Annotated in this window: 11 protein-coding genes, 2 tRNA genes, 2 rRNA genes and 1 pseudogene; 8 read left to right on the forward strand and 8 right to left on the reverse strand. The window is 37.1% G+C overall.

Annotated elements, in window-relative coordinates:
• Positions 1–17: 17 nt before the first annotated feature.
• A pseudogene (locus tag I6U50_RS15465) lies at positions 18–1,156 on the reverse strand (IS3 family transposase).
• A gap of 716 nt (positions 1,157–1,872) precedes the next feature.
• On the opposite strand from I6U50_RS15465, the gene I6U50_RS15470 reads away from it, so the two are divergent.
• Positions 1,873–2,682: a DUF2971 domain-containing protein gene (locus I6U50_RS15470; protein ID WP_198639517.1), complete on the forward strand. Its 810-nt coding sequence runs from the start codon at positions 1,873–1,875 to the stop codon at positions 2,680–2,682.
• A gap of 210 nt (positions 2,683–2,892) precedes the next feature.
• Positions 2,893–3,345: a hypothetical protein gene (locus I6U50_RS15475; RefSeq protein WP_198639518.1), complete on the forward strand. Its 453-nt coding sequence runs from the start codon at positions 2,893–2,895 to the stop codon at positions 3,343–3,345.
• A gap of 163 nt (positions 3,346–3,508) precedes the next feature.
• On the opposite strand, the gene I6U50_RS15480 is transcribed toward I6U50_RS15475, so the two are convergent.
• Complete coding sequence (locus I6U50_RS15480; RefSeq protein WP_198639519.1) at positions 3,509–4,132, reverse strand: LysE family translocator; 624 nt, start codon at positions 4,130–4,132, stop codon at positions 3,509–3,511.
• 79 nt (positions 4,133–4,211) lie between these two features.
• Between I6U50_RS15480 and I6U50_RS15485 the strand changes: the two genes are divergently transcribed.
• The 6 genes from I6U50_RS15485 to I6U50_RS15510 all read left to right on the forward strand — a co-directional run bounded on the left by I6U50_RS15485 (position 4,212) and on the right by I6U50_RS15510 (position 10,488).
• Positions 4,212–5,132 (forward strand): LysR substrate-binding domain-containing protein, encoded by a 921-nt coding sequence (locus I6U50_RS15485; protein ID WP_232805965.1) that lies wholly within the window; start codon positions 4,212–4,214, stop codon positions 5,130–5,132.
• Between the two features lie 349 nt (positions 5,133–5,481).
• Positions 5,482–7,326 (forward strand): PLP-dependent aminotransferase family protein, encoded by a 1,845-nt coding sequence (locus I6U50_RS15490; protein ID WP_198639520.1) that lies wholly within the window; start codon positions 5,482–5,484, stop codon positions 7,324–7,326.
• Between the two features lie 208 nt (positions 7,327–7,534).
• Positions 7,535–8,113, forward strand: coding sequence for a TetR/AcrR family transcriptional regulator (locus I6U50_RS15495; RefSeq protein ID WP_198639521.1), 579 nt, complete (start codon positions 7,535–7,537; stop codon positions 8,111–8,113).
• A 15-nt stretch (positions 8,114–8,128) separates the two neighbouring features.
• Positions 8,129–9,130 carry an NADP-dependent oxidoreductase gene (locus I6U50_RS15500; protein ID WP_198639522.1) on the forward strand — a complete coding sequence of 334 codons (1,002 nt, stop codon included), beginning with the start codon at positions 8,129–8,131 and terminating at the stop codon, positions 9,128–9,130.
• Positions 9,131–9,140: 10 nt separating this feature from the next.
• Positions 9,141–9,818, forward strand: a complete 678-nt coding sequence (locus tag I6U50_RS15505; RefSeq protein ID WP_198639523.1) for a type 1 glutamine amidotransferase domain-containing protein — start codon at positions 9,141–9,143, stop codon at positions 9,816–9,818.
• Between the two features lie 226 nt (positions 9,819–10,044).
• Complete coding sequence (locus I6U50_RS15510; protein ID WP_198639524.1) at positions 10,045–10,488, forward strand: hypothetical protein; 444 nt, start codon at positions 10,045–10,047, stop codon at positions 10,486–10,488.
• Between the two features lie 13 nt (positions 10,489–10,501).
• On the opposite strand, the gene I6U50_RS15515 is transcribed toward I6U50_RS15510, so the two are convergent.
• The 6 genes from I6U50_RS15515 to I6U50_RS15540 form a co-directional block, all read right to left on the reverse strand.
• Positions 10,502–11,695: an acetate/propionate family kinase gene (locus tag I6U50_RS15515; RefSeq protein ID WP_198639525.1), complete on the reverse strand. Its 1,194-nt coding sequence runs from the start codon at positions 11,693–11,695 to the stop codon at positions 10,502–10,504.
• A 6-nt stretch (positions 11,696–11,701) separates the two neighbouring features.
• Positions 11,702–13,795 carry a phosphate acetyltransferase gene (gene pta, locus I6U50_RS15520; protein ID WP_198639526.1) on the reverse strand — a complete coding sequence of 698 codons (2,094 nt, stop codon included), beginning with the start codon at positions 13,793–13,795 and terminating at the stop codon, positions 11,702–11,704.
• A gap of 229 nt (positions 13,796–14,024) precedes the next feature.
• Positions 14,025–14,133, reverse strand: a 5S ribosomal RNA gene (rrf, locus tag I6U50_RS15525).
• Positions 14,134–14,300: 167 nt separating this feature from the next.
• A 23S ribosomal RNA gene (locus I6U50_RS15530) occupies positions 14,301–17,135 on the reverse strand.
• Between the two features lie 218 nt (positions 17,136–17,353).
• A tRNA-Ala gene (locus I6U50_RS15535) sits at positions 17,354–17,427 on the reverse strand.
• A gap of 183 nt (positions 17,428–17,610) precedes the next feature.
• Positions 17,611–17,684, reverse strand: a tRNA-Ile gene (locus I6U50_RS15540).
• Between the last annotated feature and the right edge of the window lie 4 nt (positions 17,685–17,688).

The raw sequence follows: 17,688 nt of genomic DNA on the forward strand, positions 1-17,688 counted from the left end.
TTGTAGCCTTCCCCAATTTAAGACAGGGCTAAATTCAATAAATTTTCATTAATATCATTCGATTCGGGGAAGAATTCTTCCCCGAATCGAGGTTTGTATTCCCTTGGTGATTTATTGCCCAGGGATTGATGCGGATGGTTATTATTGTAATCTTCCATCCATTTATTGCTTAAAGAACGCAATTGATGTAAATCATTAAACCAGTAAGCATCTAATATATCTTCTCTATAAAATCTATTTAAACGTTCTATATACCCGTTTTGCATTGGCTTACCTGGCTGGGTATACCGTATTTCCACACGTTTTCTATTGCACCATTGACTGAATGTTTTAGAGATAAACTCAGGGCCATTATCACAACGGATAGTTTGTGGTAATCCAATTTCTTCTTCTAATTGTTCTAAAGTCTCCACTAGCTTTCTAGCAGGATAGTTCAACCCTGGATCTACAGCCAGTACTTCTCGGTTGCAATCATCAATTATATTTAAGACACGTACCTTTCTGCCATCAGAAAGGACATCTGACATAAAATCCATACTCCAAACCTGATTCAATTGTTCAGGGGTCTCTAAAGGATGTTTTACCCTACCTGTAATGCGCTTTTTATGTTTGCGCCTTAGCTTAAGCTTCATCTGCCGGTATACTCGTAATACCCGTTTCCGGTTCCACTTATGGCCTTCGCGACGTATTCGTTTATAGTATTCATCAAAACCTCTGGTGGGCAACTCAGTGGCCAATTCAGAAAGTTTATCGATTACCTCATAATCGTCTCGCTTAGTCTGATAATACCACATCGAACGGGTTAAACCTACTACATTACAGGCTCGTTTTATGGAGACCTGGTACTCCTTGATCAAATAAACCGCTCTATGCTTCTTGTCGGAAGGCCTTAGAACTTTTTTGACAGTATATCTTTCAGCATTTGGTTATCTAGACTGGCATCGGCATACATCTGCTTGAGCTTGCGATTTTCTTCTTCCAACTCCTTAAGCCGTTTTAGCTCACTAGTTTCCATTCCACCATATTTCTTACGCCAATAATAGATAGTGCTTTTATCAATACCCAGTTCTCGAGCGATATCACCAACAGCTCGGCCTTGTTCGTTTTCTTTCAAGATCTTGATGATCTGACTTTCTGTAAATCTACTTTTTTTCATCGGACAGTTTATCGTTTTTAAAATTAACAATTTCGAATTTTAAACTGTCTTATTTTTAGGGAAGGCTACATTTTTAGGGAAGGCTACATTTTTAAGTGAAATAACAACAAACAAAAATGTTCTGAAATTCGATTTTAAGGATAAAGATTTAGAAAAGGCAATAAGTCTATTATTGCTATTAAAGGAAAGAAGGAATAAGTCGTTTCCCCAAATATTAGGTATAATTGAAAAGATCATTCAAAACAACAAAGGCAAAACCAAAATTCTAAATAAGATTAATTCCATTATCGAAAAGACAATTAATGAAAAATTGAAAAATATCGAGGAAAACGAATATGACCTTATTTGGCTAATCTATTTTGTAAAATCTTTAAATCTGTTTCCTGTCAAATTTCCATCGAAGCTAAAATCTCCTCTTATTAAAAGTTTAAAAGCCAATAGGACAGAGTTTTTCAAACCGATCCCACCTGACATTAAATTATTTGTTACAATTAAAAAACCAGGAAAAAACAAAGAACTATTAGATCATTTAGCACTATTTAAAAAGTAATAATTAAAACTGGCTACAACATCGGTTAATCGCCAATAGCCGGTACCGTTAGAAAGAAAATAATTAACTTGACCAACAAACCAATACTAAGCCGACAAATCCGCGTCCCGCACTCCGCCAACTGGCGATAACCGAGACCGTTGGGCACAAGGCAAGAAAAAATTTTATGATAAGAAAAATATACAAGTTCAGATGCTGGACCGATGATAATCATAAAAAAGCGATTACAAAACGAGAATTATTTTTAGCATCTCCTAAAGATTTCAATGATCCCTTTGATTGTAGAATTCCCAATAGTTTTGATTTACTCGACACAAAAGAAAAAAGAAAAAATTATATTGATAATATCGTTTCAAGAAATAGAGAAACTATCGCCCACCTAGGTTATAATCCAGAGTTAGAAAAAATTAGGAGATTAGCCGAACTTGAATCAAATCCAGATAAATTTCAGAATAGAGATAATGAAGGATTATTTAAGAGTCAGGATGAGCATTTAGGAATAATTTCATTTTCTGAGAGATTTGACAGTACACTGATGTGGGCTCATTATGCGGACAATCACAAAGGATTTTGTTTATGCTTTGATGAAAAAAGAATGCGGGAATCAGGTATTTTTGGGATGGGAGGTAAAGTCAACTATAGTAAAGAATTCCCTAAGATTGATCCGAGAAAGCGAGGAATGGAAAAAGCAGGTATTCAAACTTATACTAAATCTATTGATTGGTCCTACGAAAAAGAATATCGTTTGGCTAATTATTTCTTTCCTAAGAAAGCAGAAATTAAAGATCGAATTATTAATTATCCTAAAAATTGTCTTATAGAAATAATAATTGGAATGAAAATGCCCAAAAGTGATAAAGAACAAATTATAGAAATTGCGAGTAAAATGAAAATACCTATTTATCAAGCTAAGCAAAAATCCAATCAGTTTATAATCGAGAAAAGCCCAGTGCCCAACATCGGTTATAGCAAATAGCGGGTTTTTCCGGAAAAAGTGTAATTTAGAAAACCAAGAAACAAAAAGGTTAAGCCGACAAGTCAGCGTCCCTACTCCCCCAACTTGCGATAATCTCAAACCTTTATAAACAATTTTAAGACTTTAAATTTAACTTTTAAAACAATTGTTGTCTTTGGCAGAAATATGTAATGTAAAGACAAAATTGAATTAACAACTGAAAATTCGAAAATGCTATTAGAAGATATAAAAAGAGAACCCACATTTAAAGAACTAAAATTTAAAAATTTAATTGTAAAAAAAGAGCATATCGAATTTTATAATGAAATAACTGCAGGAGATGAATTGTTTAAAAATAACGATAAAAAAGTTGGTAATGGAGAAAAGATCTTAATCCCTGGAAAGGTTCAAAAGAATGGAATTGTATGGCGGCACGACTATGGACATAATTTTTATACATATGAATTTGCCGTGAAGGAAGGCCGAATGTATTTAAATGGATTTATATATAAAAATGGGAAATGGAAAAGAACAATTTCATCAATAACTAATACTAAAAAGTTTAACAGTAAAGCGTCAGCACTACTAACCGTTAGTGCACTTTTAATAGGAGTCATCGTTGCACCGGTATTAAGGATTGTCGAGTTATTAAAAACCCCTTTTAAATCGAAAAAAATTAAATAGCATAAACTTTTGTCTCTCCTTGCTATTTTTAGTCTATGTCTACTAAAAGTAATAAGATAACGTATCGCTGTTCTTTTATAAAAATTTAAATCTAAGTTAATCAATCATATTTTTTGGTAAAATCACGGTAAAAATAAGTAATTAACTAAAAAAGCTAATAGAACTAAGTAAAGGCAATTTTAATAGCCATAATTATAAAAATGAATCCGCTAAATTTTGTGAGCCATAAACCTGCAGTGGGTTTAGCTTTAACTTTTTGAGAAAATATACTGGCAAATAACGTAATTATAGAAAACCAGGCCACTCCCAAAATGGCATATGTAACTCCCAGTAAAATAAAAGGAAGTGGATCTTCAATTTGCGTCGGAGCTATAAATTGCGGAAAAAATGCTAAAAAGAATAATGCAACTTTTGGATTTAATGTATTTGTAAACAATCCAGAAAAAAAGTCATTTTTTTTGTTATTACTGCCTTCAGGTTTTGCTGCATCTGCAAATAAATCCTGCTGCTTCTTCAACTGTAAAAATCCCAAATAAATAAGATAAACAACTCCGGCATATTTCACGATTGCAAACATCAAAGCCGATTTGGCAATTAGAACAGCAAAGCCCAACGCAGCAAAAAAGGTATGAATAAGGATCCCGGTATTCACGCCTAAAGTGGCATAAATTCCAGATTTCTTTCCGTTGGCTATAGATTTATTTAAAACAAACATAGTGTCTATACCCGGTGTCATGATAAAAATCCCTGCGGTAACTATAAAGGCTGCAAAGTTATCTGGTAACATGTGTCTACTTCTTTTTAATATTTTAAAACAGGCCACAAAGCAACTGATTTAAAAATCATTAAAAAATACTTATTTTTGATTGAGTAATGCTAAAAACGCATTAATAGTGACTTTACAACAAATACAATATTTTCTAGAATTAGCTAATGAATTACATTTTTGGCATACATCAGAAAAGCTTAATATCTCACAGTCTTCTTTAAGCAGGAATATTCAATCTTTAGAAGAAGAAATAGGAATTAAACTATTTGAAAGAAACAAGAGAAATGTGGCTTTAACAGATGCCGGTTTGTTCCTCGAGAAGCATTGGAGCCTAATAATAGATGACTTCAACCGAATTCACAGACAGGCGAAAAAAATTGACGAAGGTGTCTCCGGTGCCATTTCTATAGCATATCCCGGGTCTATTGCCTTTAAATTTCTACCCGATTTACTAAAATCAATAGACCATAATTTACCCGATTTAAAAATTGAACTTACAGAACCAACCGATCAAAACCACGAGAAATTACTATTAAGTTATCAAATAGACATCTCCTTTAGCAGAGATAAAATTTTAAATTATGGCATTTCCTCTTTAAAATTGTACACAGAGCCTATTTATTTGGTTGTTCCAAATAATCATTGGACAACCAAATCCGAAACTATAAACTTTAAATCCCTGCAAGATGAAAAGTTCATCATATCAGGATTACATCATACTACTTTTTTTGCATCTACCTTAAGAAATATTTTTCAGAAATATGATTTTGAGCCTAATCAAACGCTGGAATCTGATTTTGGTGGTATGATTTTAACTTTGGTATCCAGGGGTATGGGAATTTCTATCCTCCCCTACTCGTTTAAATTTGCTAAAAGCGAAAATGTAACTTTTATTGATATAAATGAAAATATTGATCTTTATATTAACTGGAGAAAAAATGATAAAAATACGGTAATTAAAAAAGTGGTCGATTATTCAACAAGGTTAGGAAACAACTTTTATTTAAATAAGGATTAGCAGTCATATAAGCTAGCTATAAAGATCGTCTTCATAAGTTTACCTCATTACATTATTATTTAAATTTTACTCAATCCGAGGTTTATTGCTCAAGACCTTTAAGTAAACTACCCCGAGGTATTACACCCTTTGGCAGTGCCAATAAAAAATCAATAAGCCATATATATTCTTCGAAAAAGTAGTTTTAAAACCTTTTCAAACAGGCTTGTTCTAAAAAGATCCTTAAATAGTTCAGTTTAAAATTTCATTTCCTAAGCCTTTTGCCATAAAAGTATTGAAACATCTGTCTTACTCATTTTCAATAAACCTAATAAATCTTTACTTTCGGGTTCTTTAAAATGAAAAGACGATGGAAGAAAAAAAACTGATTGGATTTATTGAGAATGTATTAAAAAATATTCCTAGCGACTGGCTGAAACTTACCACCCACCGATTGGATATTTATAATGAAGACCTCGCAAAAACTGAATTTTTAAACGAATTTGAAGGGCTTTATAAAAATAATAATTCTAAAATTGAAGCACTTAGCAAACTACCCACTGCTTTCGATTATATTAGACTGGGACATCCATTATCCTCTGTTCTGGAATGGACAGTAGCGCAATTAAATGGGTTAAAACCAGAAAGTGTAATCAGCTTTGCTTCTAGAACAATACCCGTTCTCGCAGTGCTAAGAAAAAACTTTATCGATAACAAAAACACGCAAATAAACTATTCAGGAGAGTTACCAGGCTTTTTTGATTTTGAAACAATACGTCGTGTCTACGGCTATGATTTTGAAGTAAACCAAATTAAAAGCCCGGATCATATTTCCGATTTTAATGGCAGTACTATTTTTATTTCTCAAAAAGATGAGATAAATACATTTGAACTTCATCCAAAAATCGACTTTTTAATAAGTCTTCAACCTCCTCTGGGAAGCCTTCTATTGGCAAATAACGAGCAGCATGAAGGTTACGTGTCAGAAATCCAACATGTACGGCGAAGAGAAACTATTGCCATGACACCCCAAAATTCTTTTTATGCCCTACAAAAACTTGTTGATTCCTCGTTTTCGCTTAAAAAAAATAGCCAGGTACAAAGTGATAAAACCAGTGTTGTAAATTCAATTCATAAAATTACCGCTACCAATTCAAATGTGCAGCTTGGGTCTTGTGGGCTCTCTATTCAGTATGCGATTATGATGGGGCTTATTGATAATGCTCTGAAAAATTACCCGGGTAAGGACATTAAAATTATTGTCCCTCCAAATTGCTATGGTGGCACCAACGACCAGGCAAGACGGGTAGCTGCCTGTGTTAAAAATGTTGAAGTTTTAGACCTTCCGGTAGATGGTGGTAATAACATGGTTAAGAGCGTAGACCAGGTGTTAACAAAAGTTGCCCAGGAAGGAGGTATACCCTTTATTATTGCTGAAATTCCAACTAATCCAAGAGTTGAAGTTCCAGACCTGGAAGACCTAAGAACTGTTTTGAGCAAACCCCGAAAAACTGCATTGAATAAAATTGCGATTGAACCGGTTTTTATTCTGGATCAAACATTTTGTCCCAATGTTCAGTTTCTAAGTAAAGACGGCATACTCGCTAGCATTAAAACCATCTCTTACGTTAGTGGTTCTAAATTCCCAAGTGGAGGAAAATGCACGGCCGGCTATTGTGTTGCTAACGAAAAAGCTGAATTTCTAATGCCGGTAATAGCGAAGCACCTTCAGCTATGTGATAACGAAGCCACCGATCTTCAAATTAAAATATTAGCCGAACAATTGCCCTCTATGAACCAGCGGATAGCAGATGCCTACAAAAACACCTGTGAATTTGTCTCCTATATTGAAGAAAAGTTGCCTACGGCCAAAATCAACTTTGTTTCAGAAGCTTTGGCGAAGGAAGGTTTTACACCATCTGTATTTTCGTTAGACCTACCTACCAAGGGCAATACAGAAGCAGAAAAAGAAACTTACAAAAGAGCTTTAAACCAAAAGCTTATAAATATGATGATTACTCAAATTCCTGATGAAAGTAAATATTGTGTAAGTTATGGCCAGTTAAAAGGTTGTTACTGGACTATTCCGGCTACTTCTACTCAAGGCACTACTAAAGAAGCCGATAAAGATTATATTGCCCGGGTTTCAGTGTCTCCCAATTTAGACCTGGAACATCATAAAAAGGTTTTTTCAGAATTTATTGACCAATTATAAAAACCTTAAAAACTAGTCCTTCAAGGAACTTCATATCTTTTTTGAAAAATAACATTTCTTTTCCAAGCTAAACACCGGTTAAAATGACGTGCGTTTTAACCGCTGTTTTTTATGAATTTAAGAATTGAAGTTAAATAAACGCTAAATCATATTTTTAAAAATGAATGAACGTTCATTTTTCATAGTTTTGCATAGAATCTAAAATAAAATGAATACACTTCCAAAAAGTCAGCAAAAAAGAGATGCGCTTGTAAAAGCTACCATAAGGCTTGTAAACAATAATGGCTTTCACGCAACTCCTATGTCAAAAATTGCGAAGATGGCAGAAGTTTCTCCGGGAACTATTTACCTATATTTTAAGAACAAACAAGATTTGGTTAATCAGATTTATATTGAAGTAAAGGCTGCATTTAGTGAATTTGCTTTTAAGGATTACAAAGAAGATTTAACGGTAAAAGAAGGGTTTAAGAATATCTGGAAGAATATTGCTGAATTTAAATTAAAAGAAATTGAAGAAGCTATGTTTTTATCTCAATGCGATAACACTCCCATTATAGATGAGCCAAGCAGGCAGGAGGGTTTAAAACACCTACAGCCATTATTAGATCTTATGGAAAGGGGGCAAAAAGAAGGAATAATCAAACCTGTTTCCCCTTACATGTTATATGCCTTCAGTATTTATCCTATTGCTTTTTTTATGAAATTGCAGGAACGTGCCATTTTTAAACTGACTAGAGAAAACATAGAGGAGGCTTACGAAATGGCCTGGAATAGTATTAAAGTGTAATAAAAAAAGAAAATTATGAGTACAACAAGAACAATAAACTTAAAAAATAGACCTACAGGGAAACCTGGTTTAAACGATTTTGAATTTACAAGCACAGAAATTCCGGAATTAAAGGAAGGCGAAGTATTATTAAAATCTGAATATGTATCAGTAGACCCATATTTAAGAGGAAGAATGAGCGACGCTCCATCATATATTGCCCCGTTTGAAGTAGGTAAACCCATAGAATCCGGAATTGTTGCCGAAGTCCTGGAATCTAAAGCAGAAAACTTTCATAAAGGAGATCATGTATTAGGTGCATTAGCCTGGAAAGAGAAGCAAGTTGCTAAAGCCAAAGGACTTATGAAAGTAGATGAAAATATGGCTCCACTTTCAGCCTATTTGGGAATTCTTGGTATGACGGGTATGACCGCTTATCTAGGCTTAACAGAGATAGGAAAACCCAAAGCGGGAGAAACACTGCTGGTATCTGGCGCTGCCGGTGCAGTAGGCAGCATTGTAGGACAAATTGGTAAGATTTTAGGTCTAAGAGTGGTAGGAATTGCCGGTACAGATGAAAAAATAGCATTACTAAAATCTAAATTTGGTTTCGATGAAGGAATCAATTACAACACGACCAAAAACATGAGCGAGGCCATTGGCCAGGCCTGCCCGGATGGTGTAGATGTGTATTTTGATAATGTAGGAGGTGAAATATCTGAAGCTGTTCTCTTTAATATTAATAAATTTTCCAGAACGGTTAATTGCGGTGCCATTTCTCAATATAATAATACCGAACTCCCAAAAAGCATTAGTGTTCAGCCATTTTTGGTTAAAAAAAGTTCGTCTATGCAGGGGTTTGTAGTCTTCGATTATGAAGAGAAGCACCCAGCTGCTATCAAACAACTAGCACAGTGGCTAAATGAAGGAAAATTAACTTACACCGAAACCATTAAAGAAGGATTTGAAAATATACCACAAGCCTTCCTGGATCTTTTTGACGGTAAGAATAAAGGAAAAATGGTAGTTAAACTATAAAGTTAAAGATATGAAGGTACTATTTGTATTAACCTCTCATGACAAACTGGGAGATACCGGAGAAAAAACAGGATTTTGGGTAGAAGAGTTTGCAGCCCCTTATTACAAATTACTGGACAAAGGAGCCGAGATAAAGGTAGCTACCCCAAAAGGTGGTAAGGCACCTATTGATCCTAACAGTGAAACAGAAAATGCACAAACCGAAGACACCAGGCGTTTTTATAAAGATAATAAGGCTCAAAAAGTGATTGAGAATACACTTAGATTGGAAACTCTAAAAGCTGAAGATTTTGACGCAGTTTTCTATCCGGGAGGTCACGGTCCCCTATGGGATTTAGCAGAAGATAAAGTTTCTATAAATTTGATAGAAGCATTTCACAGGCAGGAAAAACCCATTGCATTTGTATGCCACGCACCGGCAGCGCTTAAAAATGTAAAAAATGTAGACGGCACCCCTCTAGTGAAAGGAAAAAAAGTAACAGGTTTTGCAAATACTGAAGAAGAGGCTGTTCAGTTAACAAATGTAGTTCCATTTTTAGTAGAAGATATGCTAAAAGAAAAAGGAGGCATTTATTCTAAATCTGATGATTGGCAAGTAAACGTATTAAAAGACGAAAATCTAATTACCGGTCAAAATCCTGCCTCTTCAGCTAAAGCAGCCGAAATCTTATACAAAGCTCTCCAATAAAATAGAAGAAAGCTAAATTTAAAGCCTGTGAATCTTTTGGTTCCAGGCTTTCTTTCGCAAGTATAATTTCTGAAAACTATAGAAATAGGCCCACATACAATCAAATTATAATTTTTTAATAATTGTTTAATGTTCTTTAACGGCTAAACCTGTAGTTTTCTTGTTACTTTTATAAGAAATCCCCTCTATTTCTAAAAAAATTTTCAATTTTTTAAAACTTAGAAAAATGTTGTGGAAACCTTCGGAAGTAGATTATCTTGAAAATTATTACATAGCAAATTATACAGCAGCTATGTATTATAAACACGCTATTCTAACCACTACAAAACCTTATTTAAAGCGCCTTTTCAAATCTTTATACAATCATAAAAAGACGCTTAAACAGGATTTAGACAAACATATCTTAGAAGCGAAAGATCAGGAATACCTGGACCAGCTTTTAATAAAGTGCAAAAAGGAAGTACTTAAAATGCAGAAGAAATTAAATACTACTTCAAATTTAAACAAAGGTCGAATATGTACAGAAATAGAAAATTACTTCATTAAACATTTAAAAGATACTTTAAAGCTTTTAACCGATGGAAGTTTAAGAAATACGCTTTTATCCCATAAGCATTCTTCCAAAGCTTTAAAAAACCAATTGAATACAGTAAGTAAATATCTAATCTAAATAATTAAATATTCTACACCTGCATATCTAATTCATAGGCTTGTTTCGCGATTTCTAATTCCTCATTTGTTGGTATAACCAGTATTTCAACTGTAGCATCATCAGCCTGTATACTTCTCATATTTTTGCTACGCTCTTTATTTTTTCCTTCGTCAAGTTTAATTCCGAAGAAGTCCATTTCACTGCAAACCAAACTTCTAATTACATCACTATTTTCACCAATTCCGGCTGTAAATACCAGGGCATCTACCCCATTCATTGCAGCGGCGTAAGCACCAATATATTTTTTAATCCGGTAAGCATTCATATCCAGTGCTAATTGACACTTTTTATTTCCCTTTGCAGCCTGCTCTTCAATATCCCTTAAATCGCTATACCCGGTAATTCCATACATTCCACTTTTCTTATGCAAAATATCACTTACTTCATCTATGGAATATCCTAATTTATTAACCAGATAAAAAATTACAGATTGGTCTATATCCCCGCTCCTGGTTCCCATAATAAGCCCGTTAACTGGCGCAAAACCCAAAGAATGGTCCACACTTTTACCATCTTTCACAGCAGTAATACTACAGCCATTTCCTAAATGAATACTTATAATTTTCGAATGTTTATTTTTTAAGTAACCAATGGCCTTCTCGGTAACATATTTATGACTGGTACCATGAAAACCGTATAATTGAATATGATCTTTTTCAAAAAAATTATTAGGAATGGCATATTGCGCAGCCTTTCTGGGTATAGATCTATGAAAAGCGGTATCAAAAACAGCAACTTGCTTGGCATTAGGAAACAGTTCTTCTGCAACCTCAATTCCTTTTAAATTAGCCGGGTTATGTAATGGAGCTAAAGAGAAAAAATCTTTTATTTTAGTTTTTACTTCTTTATTTATAACGATGGTTTTAGAAAAGTTATCACCTCCGTGCACTACCCGATGTCCAATAGCCGCAATGTCATCCACATTTTTAATAATTCCTTTTTCTGAATCCATTAAAAGGTTGGTAATCGCTTTTAAAGCTACCGCATGATCTTTAACCGGAAGAGCCTCTGTAATTGTATCCTTCCCGGTTTTAAAATGAAGTTTCGCTTCTTGTAAACCTATACGTTCCACAAGTCCTGAAGCCAATACCTTTTCTTCAGGCATCTGAATTAATTGAAACTTTAAAGACGAACTTCCTGAATTTATAATTAAAATATTCTTCATGCTTAATTATATTCCTTGAGCCTGTATGGCAGTTAAAATTACTGTATTATATATATCAGCCACGGTACATCCACGACTTAAATCGTTTACCGGTTTATTTAACCCCTGAAGCATAGGCCCAATTGCCAGCGCACCGGTTTCTCTTTGTACGGCTTTATAAGTATTATTTCCGGTATTTAAATCAGGAAATATCAAAACATTGGCCTGCCCGGCTACTTCAGATTCCGGCAATTTGCTTTTCCCCACACTTATATCTACAGCCGCATCATACTGAATGGGCCCTTCTATTTTAAGATCAGGTCTTCGTTTTCTAACAATTTCAGTAGCTTCTCTTACCCTATCAACATCGGCACCTTTTCCTGAAGATCCTGATGAGTAAGACAACATGGCTATTTTTGGATCAATCCCAAACGCAGAAGCACTTTCGGCAGAAGAGATACTAATCTCTGCCAGTTCTTCGGCAGAAGGGTTTGGATTAATTGCGCAGTCACCAAATACTGATACCCTATCTTCTAAGCACATAAAAAATACAGAAGAAACTACAGAAACATTTGGTTTGGTTTTAATAAACTGCAAGGCAGGTAATATGGTATGTTGGGTAGTATGTGCCGCCCCTGATACCATCCCATCAGCAGCGCCTTTATAAATCATCATAGTACCATAATAAGAAACATCACACATTCTATCTTTGGCCATATCCATATTCACCCCTTTATGTTTTCTCAATTCATAAAAAGTCTTTGCATAATCTTCCAAATTTGGAGAGTTAATAGGATCGATAATATTCACTTTTGAAAAATCAAGATCCAACCCAATTTTAGCAACGGTTTTGTGAATGATATCAACATCACCAAGAAGAGTGAGTTCTACCAGATTCATATCTATAAGACGCTTAGCAGCAGTAAGAATACGCTCATCTGTTCCTTCCGGTAACACAATATGCTTTTTACTTTCTCTGGCACGTTGCACCAAACCATACTGAAACATTCTTGGTGTTATTCCTTGCGGATTATAGTTCATTAATTTTTCAACTAAAGGATCAAAGGATACATAACGCTCAAAAATACTAATGGTGGTTTGAATTTTTTGGATACTATCGGCATAAATATTAGATTTTATAGCACCCACCATGTTTGTCACCGCAAAAGTTCCCTCTTTAACTGAAATAATAGGAACTATTTCCGATAGACCTTCAATAAGTTTTAAAATAGAATCTTCGGGGGTCAATCCTCCGGTTAAAATAATACCTGAAATCCTCGGATAATTACTGGAAATATTAGCCTGAAGTGCCCCCAGAATAATATCGGCCCTATCCCCAGGAGTAATTACCAAACTTTCGTTTTTTAAGGTTGTAAGATAGTTACGTAATTGCATAGCTCCTACTCCAAAATTTCCTGTTTGGTTATCAAGAAAATCGTGACCAAATAAGACCTTTCCATTCAATACCTGGACAATCTCTTTTAAAGTAGGGTTGTTAAGAGTATCTACAAAAGGAATAGCAAAAACGCCTACTTCTTCGGGTAAAAATGCCCTCATATTCTTTTTAGCAGGTTCAAGATTTTCTTGCTTAATTTTATTACTTACCATTCCAATAACCTGAACTTCCTTATCCTTAAAAGCCCGGTAAGCCATTTGCTGATATCCTAAAAGTTCTTCCCAGTTTTTGAATTGACCACTAACTACTATTACAACAGGAATACCAAGGTTTTTAGCAATTACTACATTTACATCGAATTCAAAAACACTCCCTTCTCCTGAAAAATCACTACCTTCAACAAGGATAAAATCAAATTCTTTCTCAAGCTTCTTATATTTTGATATAATAGTATCTATAATCTCGCCCGATTTACCTTCGTTTCGCTTCTGAATTACTTCACTACGCGTGAAAGCAAAAGTATCCTCATATGGTATTTTTAAATCAAAATAACTTAATACAGTATCTATATGATTATCTCGTTTACCTTTCGGCACATCATTAATGACGGGCCTGAAATATCCAACTTTAACCATTTTTCCTAAAAGCGTTCTCATTAAACCTAATGAGATCATAGATTTTCCGCTATGGGATTCTAATGTAGCTATATAAATTCCTTTATTCATAGTATCTAAATTGTTAGGCAAAAATAAAGGTAATAAAAGAATTGAGCTTTTTAGAAATCGCCAAAAGAAAGTAAACCTGACATCTATCAGCTTTTGAAAAATTAAAAAAATAAAAAGGAAAATTATGTTTAGTGTAGAAAAGACATGATGAAGAAAGTTTTAATAAGTCCTTCCCGAAAATTAGATCAAAAAAAAAAGACCTTTACATTGCTGTAAAGGTCTTTTAAAAAAAAGGCGGTGACATACTCTCCCACAAATAGCAGTACCATCTGCGCTAACGGGCTTAACTTCTCTGTTCGGAATGGAAAGAGGTGAGCCCCGTTGCCATAACCACCTTAAGTCTTTAGTATGCAGTTTACAGTCTATAAATTTGCAGGTTTTCCTGCTTACCCTTTTACTTACAACTGCCTACTCTAATAAGTTGACATATTAAAAGAAACAAAAAATAAAATAAAACTGCGGCAAGCATTCAAGCTCCTGTTATCCCTTGCAGGATAACAGGAATCGCATCAAGCTTTACGGATTATTAGTACCACTCGGCTATGACATTGCTGCCTTTACACCTATGGCCTATCAACGTGGTCGTCTCCCACGGTCCTTTAAAGAAATCTCATCTTGTGGTGGGTTTCGCGCTTATATGCTTTCAGCGCTTATCCCTTCCCAACGTAGCTACCCAGCAGTGCTCCTGGCGGAACAACTGGTGCACCAGAGGTTGGTCCAACTCGGTCCTCTCGTACTAGAGTCAGGTCCACTCAAATTTCTAACGCCCACTACAGATAGAGACCGAACTGTCTCACGACGTTCTGAACCCAGCTCGCGTGCCACTTTAATGGGCGAACAGCCCAACCCTTGGGACCTTCTCCAGCCCCAGGATGTGACGAGCCGACATCGAGGTGCCAAACCCCCCCGTCGATGTGAGCTCTTGGGGGAGATCAGCCTGTTATCCCCGGCGTACCTTTTATCCTTTGAGCGATGACCCTTCCACGCGGTGTCACCGGATCACTATGCTCTACTTTCGTACCTGATCGACCTGTATGTCTCTCAGTCAAGCTCCCTTTTGCCATTGCACTCTACGCACGGTTACCAAGCGTGCTGAGGGAACCTTTAGAAGCCTCCGTTACTCTTTTGGAGGCGACCACCCCAGTCAAACTACCCACCAAGCACTGTCCCTCACATAATGAGGTTAGGCTCCGAACAAGTAAAGGGTGGTATTTCAACAATGACTCCACACCGCCTGGCGACGGCGCTTCAAAGTCTCCCACCTATCCTACACATCACTTGTCCAAAGTCAATACTAAGCTATAGTAAAGGTGCACGGGGTCTTTTCGTCCCGTAGCGGGTAATCGGCATCTTCACCGATACTACAATTTCACCGAGCTCATGGCTGAGACAGTGTCCAGATCGTTGCACCATTCGTGCAGGTCGGAACTTACCCGACAAGGAATTTCGCTACCTTAGGACCGTTATAGTTACGGCCGCCGTTTACTGGGGCTTCAATTCAATGCTTCGCCGAAGCTAACATCTCCTCTTAACCTTCCAGCACCGGGCAGGTGTCAGGCCCTATACATCATCTTTCGATTTAGCAGAGCCCTGTGTTTTTGATAAACAGTCGCCTGGACCTCTTCACTGCGGCCCCGCTAAAAGCGGGGCGACCCTTCTCCCGAAGTTACGGGCCTATTTTGCCTAGTTCCTTAGCCATGAATCTCTCGAGCACCTTAGAATTCTCATCCCAACTACCTGTGTCGGTTTACGGTACGGGTTGCATCCACTCGCTTTTCTTGGAAGTCGATCCGCTGGATTATCACGCCGGCCGAAGCTTTTGTGTACTATCGGGGTGTTACCACTCCCTTCAACGTGCTATTCCGTCAGCACGCACCAACTTTTCGCCTCCGTCCGCTTTAACGTGGGGCAAGTACAGAAATATTAATCTGTTGTCCATCGACTACCCCCTTCGGGTTCGCCTTAGGTCCCGACTAACCCCCAGCTGATTAGCATAGCTGGGGAAACCTTAGTCTTTCGGTGTGCAGGTTTCTCGCCTGCATTATCGTTACTTATGCCTACATTTTCTTTTGTAACCAATCCAGAAAGCCTCACGACTCACCTTCATCTCTGTTACAATGCTCCCCTACCACTCCATATCTAAATATGAAATCCATAGCTTCGGTAGTATGTTTATGCCCGATTATTATCCATGCCGGACCGCTCGACTAGTGAGCTGTTACGCACTCTTTAAATGAATGGCTGCTTCCAAGCCAACATCCTAGCTGTCTGGGCAGTCCAACCGCGTTTATTCAACTTAACATACATTTGGGGACCTTAGCTGATGGTCTGGGTTCTTTCCCTCTCGGACACGGACCTTAGCACCCATGCCCTCACTGATATAAAACATTTTATAGCATTCGGAGTTTGTCAGGAATTGGTAGGCGGTGAAGCCCCCGCATCCAATCAGTAGCTCTACCTCTATAAAACTATTATACCGCTGCACCTAAATGCATTTCGGGGAGTACGAGCTATTTCCGAGTTTGATTGGCCTTTCACCCCTACCCTCAGGTCATCCCAAGACTTTTCAACGTCAACGGGTTCGGTCCTCCACTATGTGTTACCACAGCTTCAACCTGCCCAAGGGTAGATCACACGGTTTCGCGTCTACCATTACCAACTTAAATCGCCCTATTAAGACTCGCTTTCGCTACGGCTCCACAGCTGAACTGCTTAACCTTGCTGGAAACGGTAACTCGTAGGCTCATTATGCAAAAGGCACGCCGTCACCCCTAAAGGCTCCGACCGCTTGTAAGCGTATGGTTTCAGGATCTATTTCACTCCCTTGTTCAGGGTTCTTTTCACCTTTCCCTCACGGTACTGGTTCACTATCGGTCTCTCAGGAGTATTTAGCCTTGGCGGATGGTCCCGCCGGATTCATACAGGGTTTCACGTGCCCCGCACTACTCAGGATACCACTATCATTACATCCATTACCTATACCGGGCTGTCACCGTCTATGGCCAAGCTTTCCAACTTGTTCTAATTCTGTTTGCAACAAATATTGTGGTCCTACAACCCCATAAGGTCCGTAAACCTTATGGTTTGGGCTAATGCACGTTCGCTCGCCGCTACTAGCGCAATCACTATTGTTTTCTCTTCCTCCGGGTACTTAGATGTTTCAGTTCTCCGGGTTTGCCTCCTTGCGGATACTATACCTTCAGTATAGTGGGTTGCCCCATTCGGATATCTGCGGATCAACTTGTATGTGCCAATCCCCGCAGCTTTTCGCAGCTTATCACGTCCTTCTTCGCCTCTGAGAGCCTAGGCATTCCCCATACGCCCTTATCTAGCTTGTATGCTTCTTGCTTATGCTCGAATTTCTCGTGACCTTAAATCACAATGTATTCTATTAATATAATTAATTTACCTCGTTATAAAATTTACATCCTATAACTGTAGTTTTCTCGTATTCTTTGTTTCTCAATATGTCAATGAACTTTATAAGCTATATGCTTTAGGCTATAAGCCTTAGGCATTTTTGCTTACGGCTTATAGCATAATGCTTAAAGCCTTTTGTGGAGAATATCGGAGTCGAACCGATGACCTCCTGCGTGCAAGGCAGGCGCTCTAGCCAGCTGAGCTAATCCCCCATTTTTCAGTTGGCAGTTAATTAGTATTCAGTATTCAGTCGTAACTGTACTGCGTACTGCTCACTGCGTACTGTAAACTGGTTGCCCAACTTCTAAAATTTCCTTTCAATTTGTAATGAACGTTGTTGTCCCAAATTCAAATTACTTTGAACTCTTAACCTTTAACTGCGCTTTAGCGCGCTGTAGTCTCAGGCAGACTCGAACTGCCGACCTCTACATTATCAGTGTAGCGCTCTAACCAGCTGAGCTATGAGACTGTCC

The organism is Salegentibacter maritimus (assembly GCF_016236975.1).
GTDB lineage: Bacteria > Bacteroidota > Bacteroidia > Flavobacteriales > Flavobacteriaceae > Salegentibacter > Salegentibacter maritimus.

What these genes read in the sequence shown, in the direction of transcription:
- I6U50_RS15470 (WP_198639517.1), top strand. Translation starts at nt 1,873, where the DNA reads ATGATAAGAAAAATATACAAGTTCAGATGCTGGACCGATGATAATCAT.
- I6U50_RS15475 (WP_198639518.1), top strand. Translation starts at nt 2,893, where the DNA reads ATGCTATTAGAAGATATAAAAAGAGAACCCACATTTAAAGAACTAAAA.
- I6U50_RS15480 (WP_198639519.1), bottom strand. Translation starts at nt 4,132, where the DNA reads ATGTTACCAGATAACTTTGCAGCCTTTATAGTTACCGCAGGGATTTTT.
- I6U50_RS15490 (WP_198639520.1), top strand. Translation starts at nt 5,482, where the DNA reads ATGGAAGAAAAAAAACTGATTGGATTTATTGAGAATGTATTAAAAAAT.
- I6U50_RS15495 (WP_198639521.1), top strand. Translation starts at nt 7,535, where the DNA reads ATGAATACACTTCCAAAAAGTCAGCAAAAAAGAGATGCGCTTGTAAAA.
- I6U50_RS15500 (WP_198639522.1), top strand. Translation starts at nt 8,129, where the DNA reads ATGAGTACAACAAGAACAATAAACTTAAAAAATAGACCTACAGGGAAA.
- I6U50_RS15505 (WP_198639523.1), top strand. Translation starts at nt 9,141, where the DNA reads ATGAAGGTACTATTTGTATTAACCTCTCATGACAAACTGGGAGATACC.
- I6U50_RS15510 (WP_198639524.1), top strand. Translation starts at nt 10,045, where the DNA reads ATGTTGTGGAAACCTTCGGAAGTAGATTATCTTGAAAATTATTACATA.
- I6U50_RS15515 (WP_198639525.1), bottom strand. Translation starts at nt 11,695, where the DNA reads ATGAAGAATATTTTAATTATAAATTCAGGAAGTTCGTCTTTAAAGTTT.
- pta (WP_198639526.1), bottom strand. Translation starts at nt 13,795, where the DNA reads ATGAATAAAGGAATTTATATAGCTACATTAGAATCCCATAGCGGAAAA.